At 65.8% G+C, this 26,355-nt stretch carries 22 protein-coding genes and 1 pseudogene; 15 read left to right on the top strand and 8 right to left on the bottom strand.

Translation table 11 applies throughout. The features are described from left to right. Window positions 1-35: 35 nt before the first annotated feature. Window positions 36-1,331, bottom strand: coding sequence for an FAD-dependent oxidoreductase (locus NH14_RS23950; protein WP_035533241.1), 1,296 nt, complete (start codon window positions 1,329-1,331; stop codon window positions 36-38). A gap of 434 nt (window positions 1,332-1,765) precedes the next feature. Between NH14_RS23950 and purL the strand changes: the two genes are divergently transcribed. After that, window positions 1,766-5,842, top strand: a complete 4,077-nt coding sequence (gene purL / locus NH14_RS23955) for a phosphoribosylformylglycinamidine synthase (RefSeq protein ID WP_035533239.1) — start codon at window positions 1,766-1,768, stop codon at window positions 5,840-5,842. 206 nt (window positions 5,843-6,048) lie between these two features. Continuing rightward, complete coding sequence (locus NH14_RS23960; protein ID WP_035533237.1) at window positions 6,049-7,173, top strand: Fic family protein; 1,125 nt, start codon at window positions 6,049-6,051, stop codon at window positions 7,171-7,173. A 117-nt stretch (window positions 7,174-7,290) separates the two neighbouring features. Here NH14_RS23960 and NH14_RS23965 read toward each other — a convergent pair whose 3' ends face one another. The 5 genes from NH14_RS23965 to NH14_RS23985 form a co-directional block, all read right to left on the bottom strand. After that, complete coding sequence (locus NH14_RS23965; RefSeq protein WP_035533235.1) at window positions 7,291-8,070, bottom strand: peptidylprolyl isomerase; 780 nt, start codon at window positions 8,068-8,070, stop codon at window positions 7,291-7,293. 40 nt (window positions 8,071-8,110) lie between these two features. Further along, window positions 8,111-8,422, bottom strand: coding sequence for a BolA family protein (locus tag NH14_RS23970; protein WP_035533234.1), 312 nt, complete (start codon window positions 8,420-8,422; stop codon window positions 8,111-8,113). Continuing rightward, window positions 8,419-8,952, bottom strand: coding sequence for a septation protein A (locus NH14_RS23975; protein ID WP_035533233.1), 534 nt, complete (start codon window positions 8,950-8,952; stop codon window positions 8,419-8,421). Before NH14_RS23975 ends, NH14_RS23970 begins: the two co-directional genes overlap by 4 nt. A gap of 94 nt (window positions 8,953-9,046) precedes the next feature. Next, window positions 9,047-9,466 carry a peptide-methionine (R)-S-oxide reductase MsrB gene (msrB, locus tag NH14_RS23980; protein WP_035533231.1) on the bottom strand — a complete coding sequence of 140 codons (420 nt, stop codon included), beginning with the start codon at window positions 9,464-9,466 and terminating at the stop codon, window positions 9,047-9,049. A gap of 65 nt (window positions 9,467-9,531) precedes the next feature. After that, window positions 9,532-11,133 (bottom strand): protein adenylyltransferase SelO, encoded by a 1,602-nt coding sequence (locus NH14_RS23985; protein ID WP_052148480.1) that lies wholly within the window; start codon window positions 11,131-11,133, stop codon window positions 9,532-9,534. Between the two features lie 177 nt (window positions 11,134-11,310). Between NH14_RS23985 and NH14_RS23990 the strand changes: the two genes are divergently transcribed. From NH14_RS23990 to NH14_RS24030, 9 genes are all read left to right on the top strand, one after another. Further along, window positions 11,311-12,990 (top strand): 3-(methylthio)propionyl-CoA ligase, encoded by a 1,680-nt coding sequence (locus NH14_RS23990; RefSeq protein WP_035533229.1) that lies wholly within the window; start codon window positions 11,311-11,313, stop codon window positions 12,988-12,990. Window positions 12,991-13,244: 254 nt separating this feature from the next. Further along, complete coding sequence (locus NH14_RS23995; protein WP_035533227.1) at window positions 13,245-15,326, top strand: 3-hydroxyacyl-CoA dehydrogenase NAD-binding domain-containing protein; 2,082 nt, start codon at window positions 13,245-13,247, stop codon at window positions 15,324-15,326. 29 nt (window positions 15,327-15,355) lie between these two features. Continuing rightward, entirely contained in the window at window positions 15,356-15,991 is a 636-nt protein-coding gene (gene pncA, locus NH14_RS24000; RefSeq protein ID WP_035533225.1) for a bifunctional nicotinamidase/pyrazinamidase, read from the top strand. Between the two features lie 85 nt (window positions 15,992-16,076). Then, entirely contained in the window at window positions 16,077-17,255 is a 1,179-nt protein-coding gene (locus NH14_RS24005; protein ID WP_035533223.1) for an acetyl-CoA C-acyltransferase, read from the top strand. A gap of 89 nt (window positions 17,256-17,344) precedes the next feature. Continuing rightward, window positions 17,345-17,647, top strand: a complete 303-nt coding sequence (locus NH14_RS24010; RefSeq protein ID WP_035533221.1) for a Dabb family protein — start codon at window positions 17,345-17,347, stop codon at window positions 17,645-17,647. A 26-nt stretch (window positions 17,648-17,673) separates the two neighbouring features. Next, the gene (locus NH14_RS24015) at window positions 17,674-18,171 is read left to right on the top strand and encodes a PaaI family thioesterase (RefSeq protein WP_035533219.1); all 498 of its coding nucleotides are present in this window, start codon (window positions 17,674-17,676) and stop codon (window positions 18,169-18,171) included. Window positions 18,172-18,305: 134 nt separating this feature from the next. Then, window positions 18,306-19,304 carry an NADP-dependent oxidoreductase gene (locus NH14_RS24020; protein ID WP_035533296.1) on the top strand — a complete coding sequence of 333 codons (999 nt, stop codon included), beginning with the start codon at window positions 18,306-18,308 and terminating at the stop codon, window positions 19,302-19,304. A 37-nt stretch (window positions 19,305-19,341) separates the two neighbouring features. Next, window positions 19,342-20,223: an SDR family oxidoreductase gene (locus tag NH14_RS24025; RefSeq protein WP_035533217.1), complete on the top strand. Its 882-nt coding sequence runs from the start codon at window positions 19,342-19,344 to the stop codon at window positions 20,221-20,223. 55 nt (window positions 20,224-20,278) lie between these two features. Then, window positions 20,279-21,241 (top strand): alpha/beta hydrolase, encoded by a 963-nt coding sequence (locus NH14_RS24030; RefSeq protein WP_035533215.1) that lies wholly within the window; start codon window positions 20,279-20,281, stop codon window positions 21,239-21,241. 39 nt (window positions 21,242-21,280) lie between these two features. Here the strand turns inward: NH14_RS24030 and NH14_RS24035 are convergent, their stop codons facing one another. Further along, window positions 21,281-22,123, bottom strand: coding sequence for an NRDE family protein (locus tag NH14_RS24035; RefSeq protein ID WP_035533213.1), 843 nt, complete (start codon window positions 22,121-22,123; stop codon window positions 21,281-21,283). Window positions 22,124-22,201: 78 nt separating this feature from the next. After that, window positions 22,202-23,254 (bottom strand): CAF17-like 4Fe-4S cluster assembly/insertion protein YgfZ, encoded by a 1,053-nt coding sequence (gene ygfZ / locus NH14_RS24040; protein ID WP_035533212.1) that lies wholly within the window; start codon window positions 23,252-23,254, stop codon window positions 22,202-22,204. 78 nt (window positions 23,255-23,332) lie between these two features. On the opposite strand from ygfZ, the gene mltG reads away from it, so the two are divergent. The 4 genes and pseudogenes from mltG to NH14_RS24060 all read left to right on the top strand — a co-directional run. Continuing rightward, window positions 23,333-24,343 (top strand): endolytic transglycosylase MltG, encoded by a 1,011-nt coding sequence (gene mltG, locus NH14_RS24045; RefSeq protein WP_035533210.1) that lies wholly within the window; start codon window positions 23,333-23,335, stop codon window positions 24,341-24,343. Beyond that, window positions 24,344-24,964 (top strand): dTMP kinase, encoded by a 621-nt coding sequence (gene tmk / locus NH14_RS24050; RefSeq protein ID WP_035533209.1) that lies wholly within the window; start codon window positions 24,344-24,346, stop codon window positions 24,962-24,964. Between the two features lie 87 nt (window positions 24,965-25,051). Then, entirely contained in the window at window positions 25,052-26,095 is a 1,044-nt protein-coding gene (locus NH14_RS24055) for a DNA polymerase III subunit delta' (protein ID WP_035533207.1), read from the top strand. 18 nt (window positions 26,096-26,113) lie between these two features. Then, window positions 26,114-26,308, top strand: a pseudogene (locus NH14_RS24060) (GNAT family N-acetyltransferase); the annotation flags it as partial. Window positions 26,309-26,355: the final 47 nt, after the last annotated feature.

Consider the following 26,355-nt stretch of genomic DNA (forward strand, 5'->3'; position numbering starts at 1 on the left):
GTTGGCTCGCGCCTCAGTCGCGTGTCGGTCGCGTGTCAGTCGCGTCCGGGCCAGAGCGCCGCGACGGTCTCGGCGGGCAGATCGGGCGCGGTGCCCGAAATCTGTGCGGCGATCAGGCGAGCCGAGCCCAGCGCGAGCGCCCAGCCGGCCGGGCCATGGCCCGCGTTGACGTAGAGGCGCGCATGCCCGGCGTTGCCTGCTGCCGGCATGCCGTCGGCGGAGAGCAATTTCATGCCTTCCCACGCGAGCGCTGCCGAAATGCGCGCGGCGCCCGGCGCCCAATCGCGCGAAGCCTCGCCGAGCAGGGCGAGGGCTTCTTCGGTGAGTGGTTCGGGCAGCGCTTCGTCGAGTTCCTTCACGCGCTGGAGCACCGCGCCGCCCGAAATGCGCAGCCGGTGGTTCGTGCGCGTGATCGCGATGCGCCGCGCCACATCGACCAGCGTCGAATGCGGCACGCATTCCTCGTGTGCGACCGGCGCGTTCAGCGTGTGCACCCGCACGGGATAGAACGGCAGCTTGAAACCAAGCGGCGCGAGCAGCTTTGGCGTTTGCGCGCCGGCCGCGACAACCACGGCATCGGCGGAAATGACTTCGACTTCGCGTTTGCGCGTGGCGTCGTCAGGGCGCGGCGAGAGTTCCACGGCTGCGCGCGTGTTTTCGAGGCGGATCGCGCTGACGGTGCGTCCGGTCTGGAATTGCACGCCGCCCATCGTATCGAGCACCTGCTTGAGCTGCTTGACGAAGAGCGGGCAGTTGGCCACGCGCGCCTCGTCGAAACGGATAGCGCCCGCGAACGGCGGATCGGTGGGAATCGTATGTTCGGATGCCACGCATTCGTGCGGCGTGAGCACGTGATGCGGGATCTCGAATTGGCGCAGCAATTCGAGCGCGGGTTGCGTAAGCGACCACTCGTCGCTGCCGCGCACGAGATAGAGCAGGCCTTCGCGCTGCTCGTACTCGAGCTCGAAGCGGCCTTCGGCCTCGTCCAGCGCGTTTTGCGCCGATTCGATCAGCGGACGCAGGAGCGTGTAGCGCGCGGCGAAGGCTTCGGAGCCGTGCAGGGACGCGAGGCGCTTCACGAAGCTGCGTGCGTGTCCGGTGAAGCCGGTCTTGCAGATCACACCGCCCGACGACTGCCGGCCGTTGCGCAGAAAAGTAGGCCCGAACCAGACGTCGAGCGGCGTGGGCAGCACGACGCCGCTATGGCCGTAGCTCGCGCCTTGCGCGACGGTGGCGTGGCGCTCGACCACGCAGACGCGATGGCCCGCCGCGCGCAACTGATAGGCGGTGGCGACGCCGGCGATTCCGCCGCCAATGACGATGACATCCATGACGATTTGATCTGCTGGCAGACGGCGCGCCGAAGGGCGAGGGCGCCGTGCCGATGGGGGTGAGGCATGCGGCGCGGGCAATCGCGCCGATCGGGTGAAACACGCAATCATAGCAGCCAAACCGTCCCGCTTGCCATGCGCGTTGCCAAGCGCCGTTACGCAGGCGGCCGGCGCTGGTGGCCGGAGCGCCGGACCTCGCGCGAACGCAGCCGCCGGAAGCCCGCCGGGGCCCGGCACGCGCTGCGCTCCCGCCTCGCGGCTCGGCCAGGCGGGGTCTTCCGGGTTATAATCGCGGTCTCCCCATCGCCCGACGTCGGCCCGACGTCATCGCCTGTGTGCGGCGCTTCGCCACCCCGCGAGACGCCCGTGAAAGGCGATGGCGCAACGCAATTCCGACGCAACCCAGACGTAATCTCGACGCAACGCCCCAGTCCATGGCCCACTTCTCGTGTTTCCCCGGTGCTTCGGCCCTTTCCGACTTCCGTCAGACCCGCCTGCTCGAAACGCTCCAGCGTATCGACGCTCATATCGTCGGCGTCCACGGCCAGTATCTGCACTTCGTCAACTCGGCCACGCCGCTTGTCCCTGACGACAGCGCGAAGATCGAAGCGCTGATGCACTACGGCGCGCCGTTCGCGGCCCCGCAGGAGCGCGGCAGCGCGGTCACATTCCTCGTCGTGCCGCGCTTCGGCACGGTGTCGCCGTGGGCGAGCAAGGCCACCGACATCGCGCATCACTGCGGCCTCGAGCAGGTGCGCCGCATCGAGCGCGGCGTCGAGTACACGGTGATCCTCAAGAGCGGCCTGCTGGGCGGCAAGAAAACCCTGTCGGACGAGGCACACGCCGCCGTCGCGGCCGCGCTGCACGACCGTATGACCGAGAGCGTGGCCGCTTCGCGCGACCAGGCGCTGCATCTGTTCGACGAACTGCCGGCGCGCCCGATGCAGACCGTCGACGTGCTCGGCCATGGCCGCAAGGCGCTTGAAACGGCCAATGGCGAACTGGGCCTCGCGCTCGCCGACGACGAAATCGACTACCTCGTCGACAACTTCACGAAGCTCGGGCGCAACCCGACCGACGTCGAACTGATGATGTTCGCGCAGGCCAACAGCGAGCACTGCCGCCACAAGATCTTCAACGCGAGCTGGACGATCGACGGCGAGGACCAGGACCTGTCGCTCTTCGCGATGATCCGCAACACCGAGAAGGTGAGCCCGCAGGGCACGATCGTCGCGTACTCGGACAACTCGTCGATCATGGAAGGCGCGGTGGCCGAGCGCTGGTTCCCGCGCAAGAGCGGCGCGGAAGGCGCGCCGGGCGAGCAGTACGGCCGCCACACCGAACTCACGCACACGCTGATGAAGGTGGAGACGCACAACCACCCGACCGCGATCTCGCCGTTCGCGGGCGCAGCCACGGGCTCGGGCGGCGAAATCCGCGACGAAGGCGCAACGGGCCGCGGTGCGCGTCCGAAGGCCGGCCTCACGGGCTTCACGGTCTCGAACCTCGATTTGCCGGACGCGCGCGAGACGTGGGAGAACGCCCGCGACGCGGCCACGCCGCTCGCGCACCGCAATCCCGCCGATGAAGCGCAGACCTATGGCCGCCCGGACCGCATCGCCTCGCCGCTGCAGATCATGATCGACGGCCCGCTCGGCGGCGCTGCGTTCAACAACGAATTCGGCCGTCCGAACCTCGGCGGTTACTTCCGCACCTACGAGCAAAACGTCGCGGGCACCGTGCGCGGCTATCACAAGCCAATCATGATTGCGGGCGGCATCGGCAACATCAGCGCGACGCTCACGCACAAGCAGGACCTGCCCGCGGGCACGCTGCTGATCCAGATCGGCGGCCCCGGCATGCGCATCGGCATGGGCGGCGGCGCGGCCAGCTCGATGGCCACGGGCACCAACACGGCCGAGCTCGACTTCGACTCGGTGCAGCGCGGCAACCCGGAAATCGAGCGCCGCGCGCAGGAAGTCATCAACGGATGCTGGCAGCTGGGCGTTGCCAATCCGATCCTGTCGATTCACGACGTGGGCGCGGGCGGCCTCTCGAACGCGTTCCCCGAACTCGTCGACGGCGCCGACAAGGGCGCACGCTTCGAACTGCGCAAGGTGCAACTCGAGGAGTCGGGCCTCTCGCCGCGCGAGATCTGGTCGAACGAATCGCAGGAGCGTTACGTTCTCGCGATTGCGCCCGCCGATCTGCCAATGTTCGAAGCGATCTGCAAGCGCGAGCGCTGCCCGTTCGCCGTGGTGGGCGTGGCCACCGACGAACGCGAACTGAAGCTGATCGATACCGACGAAGCGGCGCTTGCGGCGAACGGCGGCCACCAGCCCGTCGATATGCCGATGGACATCCTGCTCGGCAAGCCGCCGCGCATGCACCGCAACGTCGAGCACGCGAGCGTGCCGCTCACGCCGGTCGAAGTCACGGGCATCTCGCTCGACGAAGTCGCAAAGAGCGTGCTGCGCAATCCGACGGTCGGCAGCAAGTCCTTCCTCATCACCATCGGCGACCGCTCGGTGGGCGGCACGACGGTGCGCGACCAGATGGTCGGCCCGTGGCAGGTGCCGGTGGCCGACTGCGCGATCACGGCGCTCGACTACGCCGGCTACAAGGGCGAAGCGATGACGATGGCCGAGCGCACGCCGCTCGCCGTGATCGATGCGCCCGCCTCGGGCCGCATGGCCGTGGGCGAGGCGATCACCAACATCGCCAGCGCACCCATCCTCTCGCTCGACAAGCTCAAGCTTTCGGCGAACTGGATGGCCGCGTGCGGCGCGCCGGGTGAGGACGCCGCGCTCTACGACACGGTGAAGGCGATCGGCATGGAACTGTGCCCGGCGCTCGGCATCGGCATTCCGGTGGGTAAGGATTCGCTCTCGATGCGCACGAAGTGGAACGAAGAAGGCGTGGCGAAGGAAGTGGTCGCGCCGGTTTCGCTCATCATTTCCGCGTTTGCGCCGGTCGAGGACGTGCGCCGCCACCTCACGCCGCAACTGCGCCGCGCCGACGAAGTGGGCGAATCGGTGCTGATCGCGATCGATCTGGGCCGTGGCAAGAACCGCCTCGGCGGCAGCATCTTCGCGCAAGTCACGCAGCAGGTGGGCGACGCCGTGCCTGATGTGGACAGCGCCGAAGACCTCAAGCAGTTCTTCTCGGCGATCCAGCAGCTCAACGCGAACGAGCAAGTGCTCGCGTACCACGACCGCTCGGACGGCGGCCTGTGGGCGACCGTCTGCGAAATGGCCTTTGCTGGCCACACGGGCGTCACGCTGAACGTCGACATGCTCGCGCTCGACAGCGAGCACGAGTCCGATTACGGCGATGCGAAGGACTGGGCGAAGCAGACGAGCGGCCGCCGCGAAGACCGCACGCTGCGCGCGCTGTTCTCGGAAGAACTGGGCGCCGTGATCCAGGTGCCGGCGCAGCAGCGCGACGCCGTGTTCGCGGTGCTGCGTCAACACGGTCTCTCGGCGTGCTCGCATGTGATCGGCTCGCCGAATAACCGCGACTCGATCGAAATTTATCGCGACGCCAAGCGCATCTACGAAGCGCCGCGAGCCGAATTGCATCGCGTGTGGAGCGAAGTGAGCTGGCGCATTGCGCGCCTGCGCGATAACCCCGCGTGCGCCGACGCCGAATACGACGCGCTGCTCGACGCCGCCGATCCGGGCATGCAGCCGCATCTCACCTTCGATCCGGCAGAAGATGTGGCCGCGCCGTTCATCGGCAAGGGCGCACGTCCGCGCGTGGCGGTCCTGCGCGAGCAGGGCGTGAACTCGCACCTCGAAACGGCTTATGCATTCGACCGCGCGGGCTTCGATGTGCACGACGTGCACATGAGCGACCTGCTCGAAGGCCGCGCCACGCTCGCCGACTTCGCAGGCGCGGTGGCCTGCGGTGGCTTCTCGTATGGCGACGTGCTGGGCGCGGGCGAGGGCTGGGCCAAGACGATCCGCTTCAACGCGAAGCTCGCGGACATGTTCGCGGCGTTCTTCGCGCGTCAGGACACCTTTGCGCTCGGTATCTGCAACGGTTGCCAGATGCTGTCGAGCCTGGCTTCGATGATTCCCGGCGCCGAGGCCTGGCCGAAGTTCACGCGCAACAAGTCGGAGCAGTTCGAAGCGCGCTTCTCGCTCGCGGAAGTGCAGAACTCGCCGTCGATCTTCTTCAACGGCATGGAAGGCTCGCGCATTCCAGTTGCGGTCGCGCACGGCGAAGGCTTCGCCGACTTCTCGCAGCAGGGCAACCTCTCGAAGGTGGCCGTGGCGATGCGCTACGTCGACCACCGCGGCCAGCCGACCGAAGGCTATCCGTTCAACCCGAACGGCTCGCCGCAGGGCATCACCTCGGTCACGACGCCCGATGGCCGCTTCACCGTGCTGATGCCGCACACCGAGCGCGTGCAACGCACCGTGACGATGAGCTGGCACCCCGAAGGTTGGGGCGAGGCGAGCCCGTGGCTGCGTGCGTTCCAGAACGCGCGCAAGTGGCTCGGTTAAGCCGAAGCTGCGCTGCCGTTCGGCCGAAGCGCTGACGGCACGGTCGAGGTCGAGAGGCCCCGGCCACGCCCAGAAGTGGGGCGTGGCCGGGGCCTTCGCGTTTGGGCGGCATCAGGTGTCGGCTTGCGGTGAATACGGTCGTTATTCGCCGCACTTTACGCGGTGAAAGACTTGTCGATACGGCGAATACAGCTCATAATCGCCGCATGAATAGCGGCGATTACACCTATATCTGGCGAGCCAATGACTGGCCCGTCTGGCGCTACGACTTGGCGAAGCTGGCCGAGCCCCTGGCCGCGGCGAGCCATGTCCAAGGCTTGTTGGCCGGGCGTCTGGCCGATGTCGGCATGGCGTTGCGCGATCAGGCCAGTCTCGCAGCCTTGACCGAGGACGTGGTCAAGACAAGCGAGATCGAGGGCGAGCAGCTCAATGTCGCCTCGGTGCGCTCGTCAATCGCGCGGCGGCTGGGCGTTGACATCGGCGCGCTCGCGCCAGTGGATCGCCACGTCGAAGGCGTGGTCGAGATGGTGCTCGACGCGACTGCCAGCAGCCAGTCGCCGGTTACGAAAGAGCGACTGTTCGGGTGGCACGCTGCGTTGTTCCCGACAGGCTACGCGGGTCTATCGCGGATTAGTGTCGGCGCATGGCGCGACGATGCCAGGGGGCCCATGCAGGTAGTGTCCGGTCCGATTGGCCGTCAGCGGGTTCATTTCGAAGCGCCGCCAGCGGACCGCCTGGAAGCTGAAACGAGCCGCTTTCTCGATTGGCTCAATGGCCCCGCGAACGATCCGCCGCTGATCAGGGCGGCGCTCGGCCATCTATGGTTCGTCACGTTGCACCCGTTCGACGATGGCAATGGCCGGGTGGCAAGAGCGATTGGGGATTTGCTGCTCGCGCGCGCGGATGACAGTCCACAACGTTTCTACAGTTTGTCGGCGCAGATCCAGCGCGAGCGCAAGGCGTATTACGACATCCTGGAGCGCACGCAAAAGCGATCGATGGATGTCACGGAATGGCTCGCGTGGTTTCTCGATGCGCTGCATCGTGCCATCGATCAGGCGCAGTTCACACTCGATACCGTGCTGGCCAAAGCGAATTTCTGGCGCCACTGGGCCACAACGCCGTTCAATGAGCGGCAGGTCAAGTTGCTCAATAAACTGCTCGATGGGTTTGACGGCAAGCTTACCAGCGGCAAATGGGCGGCCATCGCCAAGTGTTCATCCGATACCGCTCTACGCGATATCAACGACCTGCTCGCACGCGGTGTGCTGCGCCGGGCCGATGGTGGCGGGCGCAGCACGAGTTACCAGTTGAATGCGCCGCAGAAGTAGCAGCGCTGTTATCCATCACTCGTGCGTCGCGCCCGAATTGGGCAACAAAAAACCCCGCGCCTTCGCAGGTCGCGGGGTTTCTCTTTTCGCAGCAAGCAAAGAAGCTGCAATCGGCCCTTACTGAATCTTCGCCTTGTCGCGCAGTTGCTTTTCGAACGCGAGCAGCTTTTGCTGCTGAAGTTGCTGCACGATCTGCGGGCGCACTTGCTCGAGCGGCGGCGGCGCGATGGCGCGAATGTCGTCCACGCGGATGATGTGCCAGCCGAATTGCGTGTGCACCGGCGCATCGGTGACCTGGCCTTTTTGCAGATGCGTTGCGGCGTCGGCGAATTCCGGCACGTAGGCCTTCGGGTCCGACCAGTCGAGATCGCCGCCGTTCTTCGCCGAACCCGGGTCCTTCGAGTATTGCTTAGCGAGGTCTTCGAAGCTCGCGCCGCCCTTGATCTTCGCGATCAGGTCCTTCGCCTGCTGCTCGTTGTCCACGAGGATGTGATGCAGGTGATATTCCTTGCCGGCCGCGCCTTGCGTGAGCTTGTCGTACATGGCCTTGACTTCGGCGTCGCTGGGCGGGTTGCTCCTGAGGAAGTCCTCGATCCATGCATGCAGGACGACCTGTTGCTGCGCCATCGCCAGTTGGGCCTTCACGGCCGGACGGTTCGGAATCCCGACGCGCGCCGCTTCCTGCATCAGCACCTGGCGATTGATGAGTTCCTCACGCACGGCCTTTTCCAGGTCCGGCGTGTCTTGCTGGCCCTGGGCCACGACCTGGGCGACCAGCGCATCGGCCTGCGACTTCGGAATCGGCGTGCCATTCACGACGGCAACGTTCTGCGCAAAGGCGGGAGCCGCCGCGAACGCAGCCAGCAACACCCAAAGACGGGTTTTCTTCAAGGTCATCGAAAAATCCTGAGGGGCGAACTAAAAAATGGGATTAGCGTTATCGGGGCTGCGCTGCCGCCTCTTCGGGCGTGAGCGCGGTGATTGCGAGCGCGTGAATGCCGCGCTGCATGGCTTCGGCCAGCGCATCATACACCATGCGATGCCTTGCCACGCGGGCTTTCCCCGCGAATGCGGCCGCAACGATCGTGACGTGATAGTGGCCGCCAGCGGCGGCGCCGGCATGGCCCGCATGCAGTGCGCTGTCGTCGCGCACGGCGATCGATTCGACGGGTGCGAGCGCCGCAGAAAGGCGCGATTCGATCAGCGCCATGCGTTCCGCAGGGCTGGCGTGGAGAAAAACGTCGCTCATTCTTCTTCCTTCATGTAACGCGAGAGCCACAGGCTCTGGCCGACGATGAACACGACCAGAATGCCCGTCGCGCCAAAGAGCTTGAAGTCGACCCACGCATCGGTGGAGAAATGGTACGCGACGAACAGATTGAGGATGCCGAGCAGCGCGAAGAAGATCGACCAGATGAAGTTCAACTGCGTCCAGATTCGTGGCGGCAAGGTGATCTGCTTGCCCATCATCGCTTCGATGAGGTTCTTGCCGAACGCGACCTGCGAGACCAGCAGCACGACCGAGAAGGCCCAGTAGAGGACCGTGGGCTTCCACTTGATGAAGGTCTCGTCGTGCAGCATGAGCGTGGCGCCGCCGAACACGACGACGATACCCAGACTCAGCCACAGCATGGGGTCGACCTTGCGATGGCGGAAGGCGACCCACGCGATCTGCGCGAGCGTTGCGACGATCGCAACGGCTGTGGCCGTGAAGATGCCCCACACCTTGAAGGTGACGAAGAACAGGATGATCGGGAACAGATCAAACAGAAATTTCATATCGGCCTGGAAATTGGCAAAATGAGCCGCAAAAAAGAGGGCGCGACGCGTTTAATCACGCGTCACACCCCGCGCGAGCGTGCTTCGCTCGCGTTCACTTGGGCTCGAATTGTAGCGCAGCCGAATTGATGCAATACCGAAGGCCGGTTGGGGCCGGACCGTCCTCGAACACATGCCCCAGGTGCGCGCCGCAGTTCTTGCAGCGCACTTCGATGCGCAGCATGCCGTGCGAGCGGTCGGTGCGCTCCTCGATCACTTCGCCGTCGATCGGACGGAAGTAGCTGGGCCAGCCACAGCCGGCGTCGAATTTCGTGTCCGACTCGAAGAGCGGCGTGCCGCAGCACACGCAGTCGTATACGCCGCGCTCGGTGTGATCCCAGTACTTGCCCGTGAAGGGGCGTTCGGTGGCTGCGTGGCGCGTGACCTGGTATTGCGTGTCCGAGAGCTGCTCGCGCCATTCGGCGTCGCTCTTGTGACCGGGGTACGCGTCGGAGTTGTGATCGTCCTGGCTCATGTCGGTTTCCTGTTAAGGGCAAATGCGCGGGGCGTGCGATGTGCGGGCCGTAGATGAGGGCTCGCTCACGAAGAGCAACTGACTTCGAGCGAACTGGCCCAATCGGGCGGCAACGCGGCGTAGGCTTCGTGCTCGGGTTGCTCGTCGAACGGGCGCTTGAGCACGTTCGCGAGCCGTTCGACTGCGCTGAAGTCCTTCTGTGCGGCACGCTCGATCGCGGTTTGCGCGAGGTGGTTGCGCAGCACGTATTTCGGGTTCACGCGATTCATCGCCGCGGCGCGCGCCGCGTCGTCGCGCGTTTCGCGTGCGAGGCGCGCGCGATAGTCGAGTGCCCAGGCATCGAAGGCGGCGCGATCGAGGAACAGATCGCGCACGGACGTGTCGCCGTGCGCGTCGCGCTTCGAAACGCGTGCGAGATTCCGGAACGTCAGCGTGAAGTCGGCGCGGTTCGCATGCATGATTTCGAAGAGGCGATCCGCGAGTGCGTCGTCGCCTTCGTGCGCGTGCTCGAGGCCGAGCTTCGCGCGCATGCGCGCTTCCAGCGCGGGTGCGAAGTGCCCTTTGAAGCGCTCGAGCACCGCTTGTGCGTCGGCCACGCAACGTTCGCCGCGCGCTTTTTCGTCGGCGATCTCGTAGTGCGCGCCGAAGAGCGGCAGCAGCGCTTGCGCGAGGCAGAACAGATTCCAGTACGCGATCTGCGGCTGCATGCGGTAGGCGTAGCGGCCCTGCGAATCCGAGTGATTGCAGATGTGATTCGCGTCGAAGCCGTCGATGAAGCCGAACGGGCCATAGTCGATGGTGAGGCCGAGGATCGACATGTTGTCGGTGTTCATCACGCCATGGCAAAAGCCCACGGCCTGCCACTCGACCATCAGCGCGGCCGTGCTGCGCACCGCTTCGTCGAGCAGGCCGAGATATGGATCGTCGGCTTCGCGCAGATGCGGGTAAAAGCGGCCGATCACGTGATCCGCAAGCGCGCGCAGCGCCTCGACATTGTCGTGCGAATAGAAGTGCTCGAAGTGGCCGAAGCGCACGAAACTTGGCGACACGCGCGTGACGACTGCGGCGGTTTCAAGTTCTTCGCGCCGCACCGGCTGTTCGGAGCCGGTCACGGTCAGCGCGCGCGTGGTGGGAATGCCGAGGTGATGCATGGCCTCGGAGCACAGGAATTCGCGGATCGACGAGCGCAGCACCGCGCGGCCGTCGCCCATTCGCGAATATGGTGTGCGTCCTGCGCCCTTGAGCTGCACTTCGAGGCGCTTGCCTGCGTGCTCGATCTCGCCGAGCATGAGCGCGCGGCCGTCGCCTAGCTGGCCGGCCCAGACGCCGAACTGGTGCCCCGAATAGACGCTTGCATACGACATCGTCGAAGGCGGGCGTTCGCGCGTGAAGTTGCCGCTGAAATACTCGGCGAATGCCGGATCGGCCACCGCCGACGCATCGAGTCCGAGCAGCGCGGCCGTCTCTTTCGAGAAACCGACCACATAGGGCGCTGGCAGCGGCGCACCGGGCAGCCGCGTATGAAAGGTCGCGCCAAGGGCCGCGAACGTGTCGTCGCGCGGCACGCCGAGCGCGCGTTCGAAGTCGGCGAGCGGGCCGCTTGCCGGCGCGCGCGGGGCGGTCGAGCCGCCATGTGAGGAATCGGTTTGGCCTGGTGAAAACGACATGTTGAGCGCCTGTTGAATAGCCGATATTGTAAGTCCGCGCCGGCAGGCGTGCAGAAGGCGCGCCGACACGCGCCGCCCGCGCTGTTGCGGCATTTTGCATGCCGCGCCGAGGCCGCCGGGCACCACGCCATCCCATACAAGAATGATCTGGCATTCGAGTCGAGGAGACCGCTGACCATGACCGCGACGAACGCGCCGCTGTTGGGGCACATGATGGATGTGCCGCTTCTCGTGTCGTCGTTGATCGCGCACGCGGCGCGCCATCACGGCAGCACCCAGATCGTTTCGCGGCGCATCGAAGGCGACCTGCATCGCTATACGTATCGCGAATGCGAAGTGCGTTCGAAGCAGCTCGCCCAGGCACTCATCGCGCTGGGTGTCGAGCCTGGCGAGCGTATCGCCACGCTGGCGTGGAACGGTTATCGGCACCTGGAGGCCTACTACGGCGTGGCCGGTTTCGGTGCGGTGTGCCATACCATCAACCCGCGCCTCTTTCCCGAGCAGATCGCCTGGATCGTCAATCACGCCGACGATCGCTACGTGCTGTTCGACATCACCTTCGCCGCGCTCGTCGACACGCTCGCGCCGCAATGCCCGCAGGTGCGCGGCTGGATCGCGCTATGCGACGAGGCGCACCTGCCGGCCATGCAAACGCCGGTGCTCAGCTACGAAACGCTGCTCGCGGCGCAGGACGGTCGCTTCGCATGGCCCTTGTTCGATGAGCGCAGCGCATCGAATCTCTGCTACACCTCGGGCACTACAGGCAATCCGAAGGGCGCGCTCTATACGCACCGCTCGGCAGTGCTGCACGCTTATGGTGCGTCGATGCCCGATGCAATGGGATTCTCCGCGCGCGACGCCATGCTGCCGGTCGTGCCGATGTTCCATGTGAATGCGTGGGGCGTGCCGCACGCGGCGCCGCTCGCCGGCACGAAACTCGTGCTGCCCGGCAAGGATCTCGACGGCAAGTCGCTCTACGAACTCATGGAAGCGGAGGGCGTGACCTGCTCGGCCGGCGTGCCTACGGTATGGCTCGGCCTGCTCGCGTACATGCGCGAGGCGGGCGTGAAGTTTTCCACGCTCAATCGCACGGTGATCGGCGGCTCGGCATGCCCGCCGGCCATGCTGCGCAGCTTCGAGGACGACTACGGCGTGCAGGTGATCCACGCGTGGGGCATGACCGAGATGTCGCCGCTCGGCACGCTTTCGAAGCTGAACTGGGAGCAGTCGCAGCGCCCGCCCGAGGCGCGGCGCGCGCTGCTCGAAAAGCAGGGGCGCGTGATCTTCGGCGTCGACATGAAAATCGTCGGCGACGATGGCCGCGAGCTGCCCTGGGACGGCGTGGCGTTCGGCGACCTGTATGTGCGCGGGCCGTGGGTCATCGACCGCTATTTCAGGCAGGACAGCGGCACGCCGCTCGTGGACGGCTGGTTCCCGACCGGCGATGTCGCGACCATCGACCCCGATGGCTTCCTGCAAATCACCGATCGCAGCAAGGACGTGATCAAGTCGGGCGGCGAGTGGATCAGCTCGATCGAGCTCGAGAACATCGCGGTGGCGCATCCGGCCATCGCAGAGGCAGCCTGCATCGCCTGCGCGCATCCGCGCTGGACCGAGCGGCCGTTGATCGTCGCGGTGAAGAAGCCGGGCGCCGAAGTCACGCGCGAGCAACTGCTGGCGTTCTTCGAAGGCAAGGTGGTGAAGTGGTGGCTGCCCGACGACGTGGTGTTCGTCGACGAACTCCCGCACACGGCCACCGGCAAGCTGCAGAAGCTCAAGCTGCGCGAGCGGTTTCGCGATCATGTGCTGCCGGGTGCGCTGGAGGCGGGCGATCAGTGCCCGACCAAACCGATCTAGCGCACCAGATGCATCCGAACGAAGCGCAGCCCACTGGCTGCGTTTTTTTTGGCCGGCCCGCTTTCGCGCATGAGGCAGAGGATTGGTACAAACCCCGATGCCTTGTGCGCAGCAAAAAATTGAACGAACGTTCTTTTTTCGGTATTCTGCGTGTGAACCGGGAATGCCGGACAATGAAGCGGCCGGCGCGTGTGCGGGCGAGTCAGATGGCTCCCGCGAGGCACAACGCGGCTCGCAAGCACGGAGGCAGGCAAATGGCAGTGGATTACACGACTCGCGACGGCGTCGCCGTCATTACGCTCAACAATCCGCCCGTCAACGGGCTGGGGCATTCGACCCGGGCCGGCATCGTCGAAGGACTGGCGCGCGCCAACAGCGATCCGGCTGTTTCGGCCATCGTGATTGCCGGCGCAGGCAAGGTGTTCTCGGGCGGCGCCGACATCACCGAATTCAACACTCCCAAGGCGACTCAGGAGCCCACGCTCCACACTGTCATAAAGGAAGTCGAGAAGAGTGCCAAGCCCGTCATAGCCGCGATTCATGGAGTGGCGATGGGCGGCGGGCTCGAACTCGCGCTCGGCGCGCACTACCGCATGGCGGCATCCGGCGCGCAGATCGCGCTGCCCGAGGTGAAGCTCGGCATTCTGCCCGGCGCGGGCGGCACGCAGCGCCTGCCGCGCGCGATTGGCCTTGAAGCCGCGCTCAACATGATCGTGAGCGGCACGCCCGTGCTCTCGGAAAAGCTCGCGAATGCGGGTCTTTTCGATGCCATGGCACAAGGCGATCTGCTCGAAGAGGCGATCGCGTTCGCGCGCCAGGCCGCCAGCAAGCCGGGCCCGCATCCGCTCGTACGCAACCGCAAGATCGAGCACGCGAATGCCGAAGGTTTCCTGCAATTCTCGCGCAATACCGTTGCGGCAATGTCGAAGAATTATCCGGCGCCGCTGAAGTGCGTGGACGCCATCGCCGCGGGCGTGAAGCAGGGTTTCGATAAGGGGCTCGCATTCGAGCGCGAATGCTTCGTCGAACTCGTGCAGACGCCGGAAAGCCGGGCGCTGCGCCACGCGTTCTTCGGCGAGCGCGCCGCGAGCAAGGTCCCCGACGTGCCTTCGAGCACGCCCACGCGCGAAGTCCAGCAGGTGGCGGTCATTGGCGCGGGGACCATGGGCGGCGGCATCGCCATGAACTTCCTCAACGCGGGCGTGCCGGTCACGCTGCTCGAAACGAAGCAGGAAGCGCTCGATCGCGGCCTCGCGACGATTCGCAAGAACTACGAAGCGCAGGTCAAGAAAGGCAAGCTCACGGCGGAAAAGCTCGAAGCGCGCATGGCGCTGATCCGCCCGACGCTTTCGTATGACGATCTCAAGCACGCCGATCTCGTCATCGAAGCCGTGTTCGAAGAGCTCGGCGTGAAGGAGCAGGTGTTCAAACGTCTCGACGAAGTCGCGAAGCCGGGCGCGATTCTCGCGTCGAACACCTCGACGCTCGACGTGGACAAGATCGCGGCGTTCACGAAGCGTCCGCAGGACGTGGTGGGTCTGCACTTCTTTAGTCCTGCCAACGTGATGAAGCTGCTCGAAGTCGTGCGCGGCAAGGAAACGGCCAAGGGCGTGCTCGCCACGGTCATGCAAGTCGCGAAGAAGATCCGCAAGACGGCCGTGGTGTCCGGCGTGTGCGATGGCTTCATCGGCAACCGCATGATCGAGCAGTACATCCGCCAGGCGCTTTACATGCTCGAAGAAGGCGCGTTGCCCGCGCAGGTCGATCGCGCGATCGAAAAATTCGGCTTCGCGATGGGCCCGTTCCGCATGAGCGATCTCGCTGGCAACGACATCGGCTGGGCGATCCGCAAGCGCCGCTACCAGGAAAAGCCGGAGATCCAGTATTCGAAGGTCGCCGACCGCCTGTGCGAACAGGGCCGCTTCGGCCAGAAGACCGGCGCGGGCTGGTACGACTACAAGGCTGGCGAGCGCAACGCGCTGCCTTCGAAGCTCGTGGACGACATGATCGTCGCGTACTCGAAGGAAGTGGGCGTCGAGCGCCGCAAGATCAGCGACGAGGAAATCGTCGAGCGCCTCGTGTACGCGCTGGTGAACGAGGGCGCGAAGATCCTCGAAGAGGGCATCGCGTCGAAGGCGTCGGACATCGACATGGTCTATCTCACGGGCTACGGCTTCCCGCTGTGGCGCGGCGGCCCCATGCTCTACGCGGATGCGGTCGGCCTCTACAACGTGGCGCGCGCGATCCGCCGCTATGCGCAGCAGCCGAACGGCGACGCATGGCAGATCGCCTCGTCGGTCGAAGAACTGGCCGAAACGGGCGGTACGTTCAACTAAGTACCCAGACATACATTCGGACGAACATCATGAGAAGCGCTGAACACGTGCTCCTGCTGATCGACCTGCAATACGACTTCATGCCGGGCGGGGCGCTTGCCGTCGCACACGGCGACGAAGTCGTGCCGCTTGCAAACCGGCTCGCGCAAGACTTTCTGCACGTGGTGCTCACGCAGGACTGGCACCCGGCGCAGCACGTGTCGTTCGCGGCCGGGCACGCGGGGCGCAAGCCCTTCGAGACGATCGCGCTGCCTTACGGCGAGCAGGTGCTGTGGCCAACGCATTGCGTGCAGGGCACCGAAGGCGCCGCGCTGCATCGCGATCTCGCCGTGCCGCACGCGCGCGCGATCATCCGCAAGGGGCATCACGCAAATGTCGACAGCTACTCGGCGTTTCTCGAAGCCGACCGCACGACGCCTACCGGGCTCGCGGGCTATCTGCGCGACACGGGCGTGAAGCGCGTCTACTGCTGCGGCCTTGCGACCGACTATTGCGTCGCGTGGTCCGCGCTCGATGCGCGCGCCGCAGGCTTCGAGACGGTGCTGATCGAAGACGCCTCGCGCGCCATCGACATGAACGGCTCGCTCGCCGCCGCGTGGCAGCAGTTGAGCGCAGCGGGCGTGAAGCGCGCGCAAATGGCCGAGGTGCTGGCCGGCGCGGTCTGATGAACGTTCGAAGCCAAACTGAATCGCAGGATCAACACATTCGCAAGGGATCGGACCGAGTCGCTCCGATCAACTGGAGACATCCATGACTGATGCCGTAATCGTTTCTACCGCCCGCACGGGCCTCGCCAAATCGTGGAAGGGCGCGTTCAACATGACTCATGGCGCCACGCTTGGCGGCCATGTCACGCAAGCGGCTGTCGAGCGTGCGAAGATCGACCCCGCACGCATCGAAGACGTGATCATGGGCTGCGCGAACCCAGAGGGCGCCACGGGCGTCAACATCGCGCGCCAGATCGCGCTGCGCGCGGGCCTGCCGGTCTCGGTGCCGGGCATGACCGTAAATCGTTTTTGTTCGTCCGGACTCCAGACGATTGCGCTGGCCGCGCAGCGCGTGATTGCGGGCGAGGGCGATGTGTTCGTCGCCGGTGGCGTGGAATCCATCTCGTGCGTGCAGAACGAGATGAACCGCCACATGATGGCCGAAGGCTGGCTCAGCCAGCATAAGCCCGAAATCTACTGGAGCATGCTACAGACCGCCGAGAACGTCGCGAAGCGCTATGAGATCTCCAAAGAGCGTCAGGACGAGTACGGCGTGCAGTCGCAACTGCGTGCGGCAGCGGCTCAGGCCGCGGGCCTCTTCAACGATGAAATCGTGCCGATGACGGTGCTCGCCGGTGTGGCCGACAAGGCTTCGGGCCAACTCGTCACGAAGGAAGTGACGATTGCCGCCGATGAAGGCATTCGCGCCGACACCACGCTCGAAGGCGTGTCGAAGATCCGCACGGCAATGCCGGGCGGCGTGATCACGGCAGGCAACGCGAGCCAGTTCTCGGACGGCGCGAGCGCCTGCGTGGTGATGAACGCGAAGGTGGCCGAGCGCGAAGGGCTGCAGCCGCTCGGCATTTTCCGCGGCTTCGCCGTGGCTGGCTGCGAGCCCGACGAAATGGGCATTGGCCCCGTGTTCGCGGTGCCCAAGCTGCTCAAGCAGGCAGGGCTCAAGGTGGAAGACATCGGCCTGTGGGAACTGAACGAAGCGTTCGCGGTGCAGGTGCTCTACTGCCGCGACAAGCTCGGCATTCCCGCCGATCGCCTGAACGTGAACGGCGGCGCGATAGCGGTCGGGCATCCGTACGGGGTCTCGGGCGCGCGTCTCACGGGCCATGCGCTCATCGAAGGCAAGCGCCGTGGCGCGAAGTTCGTGGTGGTGACAATGTGCATCGGCGGCGGGCAGGGCGCGGCGGGGCTGTTCGAAATCGCCTGATCGCGCGCTAGTCCAGGCAGGTATCATGACGGCTGGATTGCGCCCGCGTGGCGCGTCCGCCGTTCAAGACTGACTGAAAAGGGGAACACGTGATTCGTCATATCGTGATGTGGAAGTTCAAGGACTCAGCGGAGGGCGCAACGCGCGCCGAAAACCTCGCGAAGTTCAAGACGATGCTCGAAGGCTGCCGCAATCTCGTGCCGGGCACGTTGCGTCTCGAAGCCGGTCTCGCCGAGCCTGGCCTCGCATCGACGTTCGACATCGTGCTTCTCTCCGACTTTGTCGACCAGGCCGCGCTCGACGCCTACCAGGATCACCCCGACCACCAGATCGTGAAGGACTTCGCCAGGCGCGTGGTCGAGGCGCGCCAGTGCGTCGATTACGTGCTCTGAAGATTGTGGAAAATTCGAGCGCAACCATGACCGGTACCACGGATACAACGCAGGGCGACCCATCGAGCCAGCAGCCCATCATCGAAAGCCCGTTCGTCGATCATCTCGGCGCGCAACTCGTGAGCGCGCGTGACGGCGCGAGCGAAGTGCTGCTTTCGCTGGCCGAGCGCCATATGAATACCTGGGACGTCGCGCACGGCGGCGTGACCATGACGCTCGCCGACATCGCGCTCGCGATGGCCGCGCGCAGCGTCGCCGCCGACGGTGTGGGCGTCGTCACTGTCGAAATGAAAGTGAACTTCATGCAGCCCGGCCGCGGCGAGTTGCGCGCGTATGGCCGCGTGCTGCACCGCTCGACCACGATGGCCTATTGCGAAGGCGAGATTCGCGACAGCGAAGGGCACTTCGTGGCGAAGGCGCTCGGCACCTTCAAATACATGCGCCGCCTCGCGGTGGGCCGCGACGTGACGCGTCAGCGCCTGCGCAGCGACCCGAACGCAAAACCCGGTCCGAGCGACGGCTGAACGCCGCGCCTGATCTGCGCCGGGCACGCAAGCCACGTGCGTGTTTGCATTTCATGTGCGTGCGCATGTGCGCATGCGATCCCATTCCGCTCCCAACCCGCGCGGCGCAAGCCGCGACGACACCCCCCAACGCCATGACTCAAACCAATCGTCAGTTCCTGCTCGTCTCGCGACCGGAAGGCGCGGCCAGCGTCGATAACTTCCGTCTCGTCGAAACGCCGCTCGCGCCGCTCGCCGAAGGGCAAGTGCGCGTGCGCAATCACTGGCTTTCGCTCGATCCGTACATGCGCGGCCGCATGAACGACAGCAAATCGTATGCGGCGCCGCAGCCGCTCAATGAGGTAATGATCGGCGGCACGGCGGGCGAAGTGGTCGAATCGCTCAACCGCAAGTTCAAGGTCGGCGACAAAGTGGTTGGCATGGCCGGCTGGCAGGAATACGGCACTTCGGACGGCAGCGATTTGCATGTCGTCGATACGAAGCACGTACCGTTGGCCGCGTATCTGGGGCCGGTGGGCATGCCGGGCGTCACGGCCTGGTACGGGCTGAACCGCATCATCGCGCCGCAGGCCGGCCAGACCGTGGTGGTGAGCGCGGCGAGCGGCGCGGTGGGCAGCGTCGTGGGCCAGCTTGCGAAGCGGGCGGGCTGCCGCGCAGTGGGCATCGCGGGCGGCGCGGAAAAGTGCCGCTATGTCGTGGAGACGCTCGGCTTCGACGCATGTGTCGATTACAAGGCTGGCGATCTCTACCAGCAGCTTAAGGCCGCAACCCCGCAGGGCGTGGACGGTTACTTCGAGAACGTGGGCGGCGACGTGCTCAACGCCACGCTCGCGCGCATGAATGCCGGCGGGCGTATCGCGTTGTGCGGCATGATCGCGGGCTACGACGGCGAGCCGATTCCGCTCAAGCACCCGCAACTGTTGCTCACGCAACGTCTTTTGGTGCAGGGCTTCATCGTGACCGAGCATCTGGACGTGTGGCCGAAAGCGCTCACCGAACTCGGTACGCTGGTCGCGAACCAGCAACTGGTCTATCGCGAGAGCATTGCCGAAGGCCTCGAAAACGCGCCCACGGCATTCCTTGGCATGCTCAAGGGGCAGAACTTCGGCAAACAGCTCGTCAAGCTCGTTTGACGTCTTTGCAGAATTTACGACCAGGTGAGGGAGCGCAATGTCTGACCCGTTTCAATTCGAAGGCCGGGTGGCCGTCATTACCGGCGCGGCGAGCGGCTTTGGCCGCGCGTTCGCGCAGCAGGCCGCGTCGCTCGGCATGAAGCTCGTGCTTACGGACGTGGATGCGCTCGCGCTCGGGGAAACCGTTCAGGGGCTGCGCGACCAGGGCACACAGGCAACCGGTTTGCGCACCGACGTGCGTGACCCGGCACAGGTGGACGCGCTCGCGCAGGCGGCGCTGGACGCGTATGGCAAGGTCCATCTGCTCTTCAACAATGCCGGCGTGGGCAGCGGCGGCTTCGTGTGGGAAAGCAGCGCGCGGGACTGGGACTGGGTGTTCGGCGTGAATGTGATGGGTGTCGCGAACGGTTTGCGCAGCTTCACACCCATCATGCTCAAGCAGGGCGAGCGCGCGCACATCGTCAACACGGCCTCGGTGGCGGGGCTGCTCGCGCCGCCCGCAATGGGCGTCTATAACGCGTCCAAGCACGCCGTGGTCGCGCTCACCGAGACGCTTTACCACGACCTCCGCAACGTCAGCACGGAGGTGAGTTGCTCGCTCTTGTGCCCCGCCTTCGTGCCGACGGGCATTGCCAACGCCGAGCGCAACCGCCCCGACGATATGCGCAACGAGGCGCCCCCCACACGCTCACAGCAGGCCGCCGATCTGCAATTGCAGCGCGCGGTGCGCTCGGGCCGTCTCACGGCTGACGATGTCGCGAAAATCACTTTCGATGCGGTGCGCGAAGGGCGCTTCTACATCCTCACGCATCCGGGCATACTCCCTTCCGTGAAACTGCGTCACGAAGACATCGAGACGTTGCGCAATCCCACCGATCCGCTCTCGCTCAAACCCGAAGTGAAGAACGCGCAGGCTTGACGATATCCCTGCGGGCATCGACCGGCGTTCGAGCGGAACCTCATTCGACAGACTCATGACGCTCAACGCGAAGATCGCTTTAGTGCTCGACATGGTGGCCCGCGCGGGCCGCACGCCTTACCACGAAATGACGCCGCAGCAAGCTCGGGCGTCGTATGAAAAGAGCGCATCGGTGCTGGAAATCGCTTCCGCGCCGATGCACTCGGTCGAAGACCTGCGGGTGCCGACGCGCGATGGCGAGACGATCCGCGCGCGGCTCTATCTGCCGGTCGAGCCGCAGTGGTCCAAACCGTTGCCCGCGCTCGTCTATTTCCACGGCGGCGGCTTTACCGTGGGCAGCGTCGACACGCACGACGCCTTGTGCCGCATGTTCGCGCGCGACGCACGTTGCGCGGTGCTTTCGGTCGATTACCGGCTTGCGCCCGAACACAAGTTCCCTACCGCCGTAAACGACGCGTTCGACGCCTATGCATGGCTGCACGCGCACGCGGCCGAATTCGCGATCGATGAGGCACGGATTGCACTGGGCGGCGACAGCGCGGGCGGCACGCTCGCGACGGTGTGCGCGGTGCTCGCACGCGACGCGGGCATGCCCGCAGTGCTGCAACTGCTGATCTATCCGGGCACGGGCTCGCATCAGCAAACGGCGTCGCACAAGCGCCTCGCCGCCGGCTACCTGCTCACGGAGCCCACCGTGCAATGGTTCTTCAATCACTACGTGCGTGATGCGTCCGATCGCGACGACTGGCGTTTCGCGCCGCTCGACGGCACGCATGGCGCGCCCGATTTTCACGGCGTGGCGCCGGCGTGGATCGCGGCAGCGGAGTTTGATCCGCTCGTCGATGAGGACGAAGCCTATGCGCAGAAGCTGCTCGCGGCGGGCAACGAGGTCACGCTCGTGCGCTTTCCCGGCATGATCCACGAGTTCTTCAAGATGGGCGGCTTTGTGGAAGATGCGCGCCGCGGGCACGCGCTGGCCGCGCAGGCGTTGCGCGCGGCGTTCGGCATCGACGATTGATGAGGCGGGTGGGGCGGCAAGGCGGGAGGCCGCCCGGCTTCAACACGCCGCGCTTACCGTGAAGCGTTCGTAGCGCTCGAATGCGCCGGGCCGCGTGATGCGGTGCGAGCCGTCATCGTCGCTGCGCTCGCTGGCTTCCACGCTCAGCAGGTTGCCATTCACGCGCACGCGCAGCGTCGTCGTGCCGCGTGTGCCGTAATCGGGCGTCTCGATGAATGCCGCCGAAAGCGCGCGCTCGCGCTCGAGCGGAATGCCGGTCGCGGGCAATTCGCTGTCGAGCGCGATGCGCGGGTCGCGCATCAATTCGGTCAGGCGTTCGAGCGGCACGTCGGGGCCATCCGCCGCGAGTGCGGCAAGCCCGGCGCGCTTGCGCACGAGCTTCGGCCACGGCGTGTCGAGCACCGCGTTGGAGATGCCGTGCGTGCCCTCGGGCAGCAGCGCGGGCATGCGCTCGCCGCGGTTGCAGTACCAGGCAAGCTCGCGCCGCTTCCAGTCGCCGACGACCAGGTTGAAGCCGTTATACATTTCGCCGTCGCGCGCGACTTCGGCGAGATAGGCTAGCGGGGTATCGGGGACATCGGGCACGGCGCCTTCGGAACCGGCCGTCAGCCAGCGCGAAACGAGCGTGCCGCGCGTGGGCGCATCGGGGCGCATTTCGTGCGGCGCGCGGTAGTTGGTGAGCGCCGCGAAACGGCCGCCACGCGTCATGCCTAGCCAGGTGCCGCCGCCCACGAGATCGCGGCCTGCGAGTACGTCCGGCGCGTCTTGCCACCAATGCATGGGGTCGGCGGTGCGGCGCAGGAACTCGTCGCGGTTAGCGGCGAGCGTGAAGAGCGCGCCATCGGTCGCGTGCGGCCGCCAGTCGAAGACGATCAGGCACATCGCGTGCGGCCTCGGCTGCGACCGGCAAAAACGAGGCGCGGCACGAACGGCGTCGTCACAGGACTCCTTGCCAAGCCGTCAAATCTCGGAAGGCAGCGCGTACGGCAGCGGCAGGATGCGCAGTGCGGGGCCGTCCGCGGCGCCCAGATGCACGCTGCCCGATTCGAGCGCCGCGAGCTTGATCTCCGCGAGCAGATCGACGACGCCTTCGGGCGCCGCCGCCGCGTTCACGATCATGCCGCACGGCTGGCTCGGGTCGTCGGAGTGGAACAGTTCGGCCCCGGCGCGCGCGGCGTCGGTTCCGGCCGCGACGCTCGCGAGCGCGGTGCGGCGCTTGATCGTGCCGCGATACTGGCTGCGCGCCACGATTTCCTGGCCCGGATAGCAGCCCTTCTTGAAGTTCACGCCGCCGAGTACGTCGTAGTTGACCATCTGCGGGACGAATTGCTCGCTCACGGCCTGAGTGATGCGCGGTTCGCCCGCGCGGATGTCGAGCCAGTCCCAAACCGCGGGCGAGACGGGCTTGAGCGCGTCCTGGAGCGTAGCGAGCTTCGCCTCCACGGCGTCCTTCGGACCGACCCACAGATAGCGCAGGCGCCCGAGCGCATCGGGCATGCGGATCAGCGTGCCGGCGGGATCGTCCACCTTCACGTGCACGCCGTCGGGCAGCGCGTCGAACACGCGCGCGAGCGCGCCGCGCACGTCGCCCGCGAGGCCCACCACGAGCAGTTTGTCGCTGTCGTCGGTGAGCTTGGCCTTGGCGCGCAGTACGAACATCGAGAGGCGCTTTTGCACGCTCGCCTGGACATCCTTCGAAACCAGCAGGCGTATTGTGTCGCCGGTCTTCCACGTGAGGAAGGAGGCAAGCAGGCGGCCCTTGGGCGAGCAGTAGCCGGCGAGGCGCGCGCCGGTCACGTCCAGATGCTGGATGTCGTTCGTGAGCTGGCTGTGCAGGAAGCTGGCTGCGTCGTCGCCATTGGCGTCGATCACGCCGAATTGCGGCAGGATCGCCCAGGCGCCTCCCTTGAGGACGGCGTCGAAATCATCGGCAGCCGGCGCTGCGGCGGCAGGCGCCGCGATGGTATGTGTATCGGGGGAAGGCGTGTCGTGGGATGCGAGCGGAGCGTTCATGGATTCGGGGAACAGTCAATCCTGACTTTGGCGAGGGCAAGCAGTTATTATATGAGGTCCGCCTGAGTCACGTTACGCATGTCCCTCCTCAAGAAATGCCTTGTTGCCGGCGCCGGCCTCGTCGTGCTTGGCGCCGTCGCAGCGGGTGGCGTCTGGCGCTGGGCGACCTCGCCCGTGGCGCTCGCCGTCCCGCAACTCGATGTCACCATCAAGCCGCACAGCTCCGTACGCAGCGTCACCACCCAGTTGCGGCGTGGCGGCGTGCCCATCCAGACCGAATTGTTCGTGCTGATGACACGCGTGCTCGGCCTGCAAAGCCAGCTCAAGTCCGGTAATTACGAATTCAAGGCCGGCGTCACGCCCTATGAGGTGCTGCAGAAGATGGCGCTCGGCGACGTCAACGAGTCCGTCGCGACCATCATCGAAGGCTGGACCTTCAAGCGCATGCGCGACGAGCTCGACACGAACCCGGCGCTGCGTCACGAAACCGCCGGCATGAGCGACGCCCAACTGCTCGCCGCGATCGGCGCGCCCGCCGCGCCGCAGGGCAGCGGCGAAGGCCTGTTCTTCCCTGACACCTATTTGTTCGACAAGGGGTCGAGCGATCTGGACGTTTACCGCCGCGCCTACAAGCTCATGCAGACGCATCTGAACGAGGCGTGGGCTGCGCGTGCACAAGGCTTGCCGCTGAAGTCGCCCTATGAGGCGCTCACGCTGGCCTCGCTGGTCGAGAAGGAGACCGGCAAGGCCGGCGACCGTCCGCTCGTGGCGGCTGTGTTCGCGAACCGGCTCAAGGCGGGCATGCCGTTGCAGACCGATCCGTCGATCATTTACGGGCTCGGGGCGAACTACACGGGGCGGCTGCACAAGAGCGATTTGCAGACCAACACTATCTACAATACCTACCTGCGTCCGGGGTTGCCGCCGACGCCAATTGCACTGCCGGGCGCCGCCGCCCTGCAGGCTGCGCTCAATCCTGCGTCGACCACAGCGCTGTATTTCGTGGCGCGTGGCGATGGCAGCAGCGTTTTTTCTGACAATCTCGTCGACCACAACAAGGCCGTCGACAAGTACATCCGGGGTAATTAAATGGCGCGGGGCCGATTCATCACGTTCGAGGGCATCGACGGCGCGGGCAAGACCACGCATCTGGCGTGGTTTCGCGAGCAGCTCGAACAGAAGCTGGGCGCCTCGGGCCGCTCGGTGGTCATGACGCGGGAACCCGGCGGCACGCCGCTGGGCGAAAAGCTGCGCGAGATCCTGCTGCACGAGCCGATGGACCTCGAAACCGAGGCGTTGCTGATGTTCGCCGCGCGCCGCGAACACCTCGCACGCGTGATCGAGCCTGCGCTGGTGCGCGGCGACTGGGTGCTATCGGACCGTTTCACCGACGCCACTTTCGCCTACCAGGGCGGCGGCCGGGGCTTGCCGCGCGACAAGCTCGAAGCGCTCGAACGCTGGGTGCAGGGCGGATTTCAGCCCGATCTGACCGTGCTGTTCGACATCGCGCCCGATACCGCCAGCGAGCGCCGCGGTGCCGCGCGCGAGCCGGATCGCTTCGAGAGCGAAACCGACGCGTTCTTCGCGCGCACCCGCGCCGAGTATCTGCGCCGTGCCGAGGAAGCGCCGTACCGCTTCGCGATCGTCGACTCTTCGCAGAGCATCGAAGAAATTCGTGAGAAGCTCGAAAAAGTCATCGCAACGCTTTGAGCAAAAAGCGTTATTCGAAACGCTTATGATGCTCGATCAAGTTCATGTGAGTTTTCTAAAATACCGCTTAACAGATTGATTTAAAACATGATCTATCCGTGGCAATCGGGCGACTGGGAGCGCCTCCAGCAGTTGCGCAGCCATTGGCCGCACGCACTGCTGCTGCATGGCCAGGCGGGCATCGGCAAGCTCCAGTTCGCGCAGCATCTGGCGAAGGGGCTGCTGTGCGAGTCGCCGCAGGCCGATGGCCAGCCATGCGGCGCGTGTCCGGCTTGCACCTGGTTCGCCCAAGGCAACCATCCCGACTACCGCATCGTGCTCCCCGAGGCGCTGGCCGGCCTCGCAGGCCAGGCGGGCGCCGAGGACAAGGAAGACGCCAAGGCCGATAAAGTCGACGCGGACGAGGGCAAAAAGACCCGTGCGCCCAGCAAGGAAATACGCATCGAGCAGGTGCGCGCGCTGCTCGATTTCACGGGCGTGGGCTCGCATCGCGGCGGCCTGCGTGTGGTCGTGCTGTATCCGGCCGAGGCGCTCAATGTTGCTGCCGCGAACGCGCTGCTGAAGACGCTCGAAGAGCCGCCCGCCGGCGTGGTGTTCCTGCTGGTTTCGGCACGCATCGACCGGCTGCTGCCCACCATCATCAGCCGTTGCCGCCAGTGGCCGATGAGCACGCCTGCGCCGGAGGAAGCGCAAGCGTGGCTCGCGAAGCAGGGCGTGGCCGACCCGGCCAGCCTGCTCGCGGAAGCGGGAGGCGCGCCGCTTGCAGCGCTCGCGCTCTCGCAGGACGACAATCGCGCGCTGCGCGACTGGACCCTCGGCCAGCTCGCGGCGGGTGCGGCATGCGACGCCTTCGCCTGCGGCGAGACCCTCCAGAAGCTGCCGGTGCCGCTCGTGCTCGGCTGGCTGCAGCGCTGGGTCTACGACCTGCTGGCCGAGCGCACGGCAGGCCGGCCGCGCTACTACCCGCAGTCGGCGGCGGCGCTCACGCGCTGCGCGGCGAATCTGGATGCGCCAGCGCTCGCCCGTTACCTGAAGTCCGTGACGCGTCAGCGTGCCGTGGAAAACCATCCGCTGAATGCGCGCCTCGTATTCGAGGAGCTGTTTCTCGGCTATCGTGAAATGTTCGCCTGAGACGTGTTCCGAGCGCGTCTGGCCGCCGCGCTCGATGCCGCGCCAGGGCTGGACATCCACACGGTGCTCGGCTTCGTGTTCGGCCACAATGAGCCGAGCGTGCGGCTCTTTCACGGCTTCGGCTTCGAGGCGTGGGGGACGCTGCCTCGCGTGGCCGTGCTCGACAGTGTAGAGCGCGACCTCGTGATCCTCGGCAAGCGGCTTGCAGCCTGAGCTGCAGGCCTGAATTTTCGTTGCGCATTTCCGTAGATTCCGCGCAG

This window comes from Paraburkholderia sacchari, from assembly GCF_000785435.2.
Taxonomy (GTDB): Bacteria; Pseudomonadota; Gammaproteobacteria; order Burkholderiales; family Burkholderiaceae; genus Paraburkholderia; species Paraburkholderia sacchari.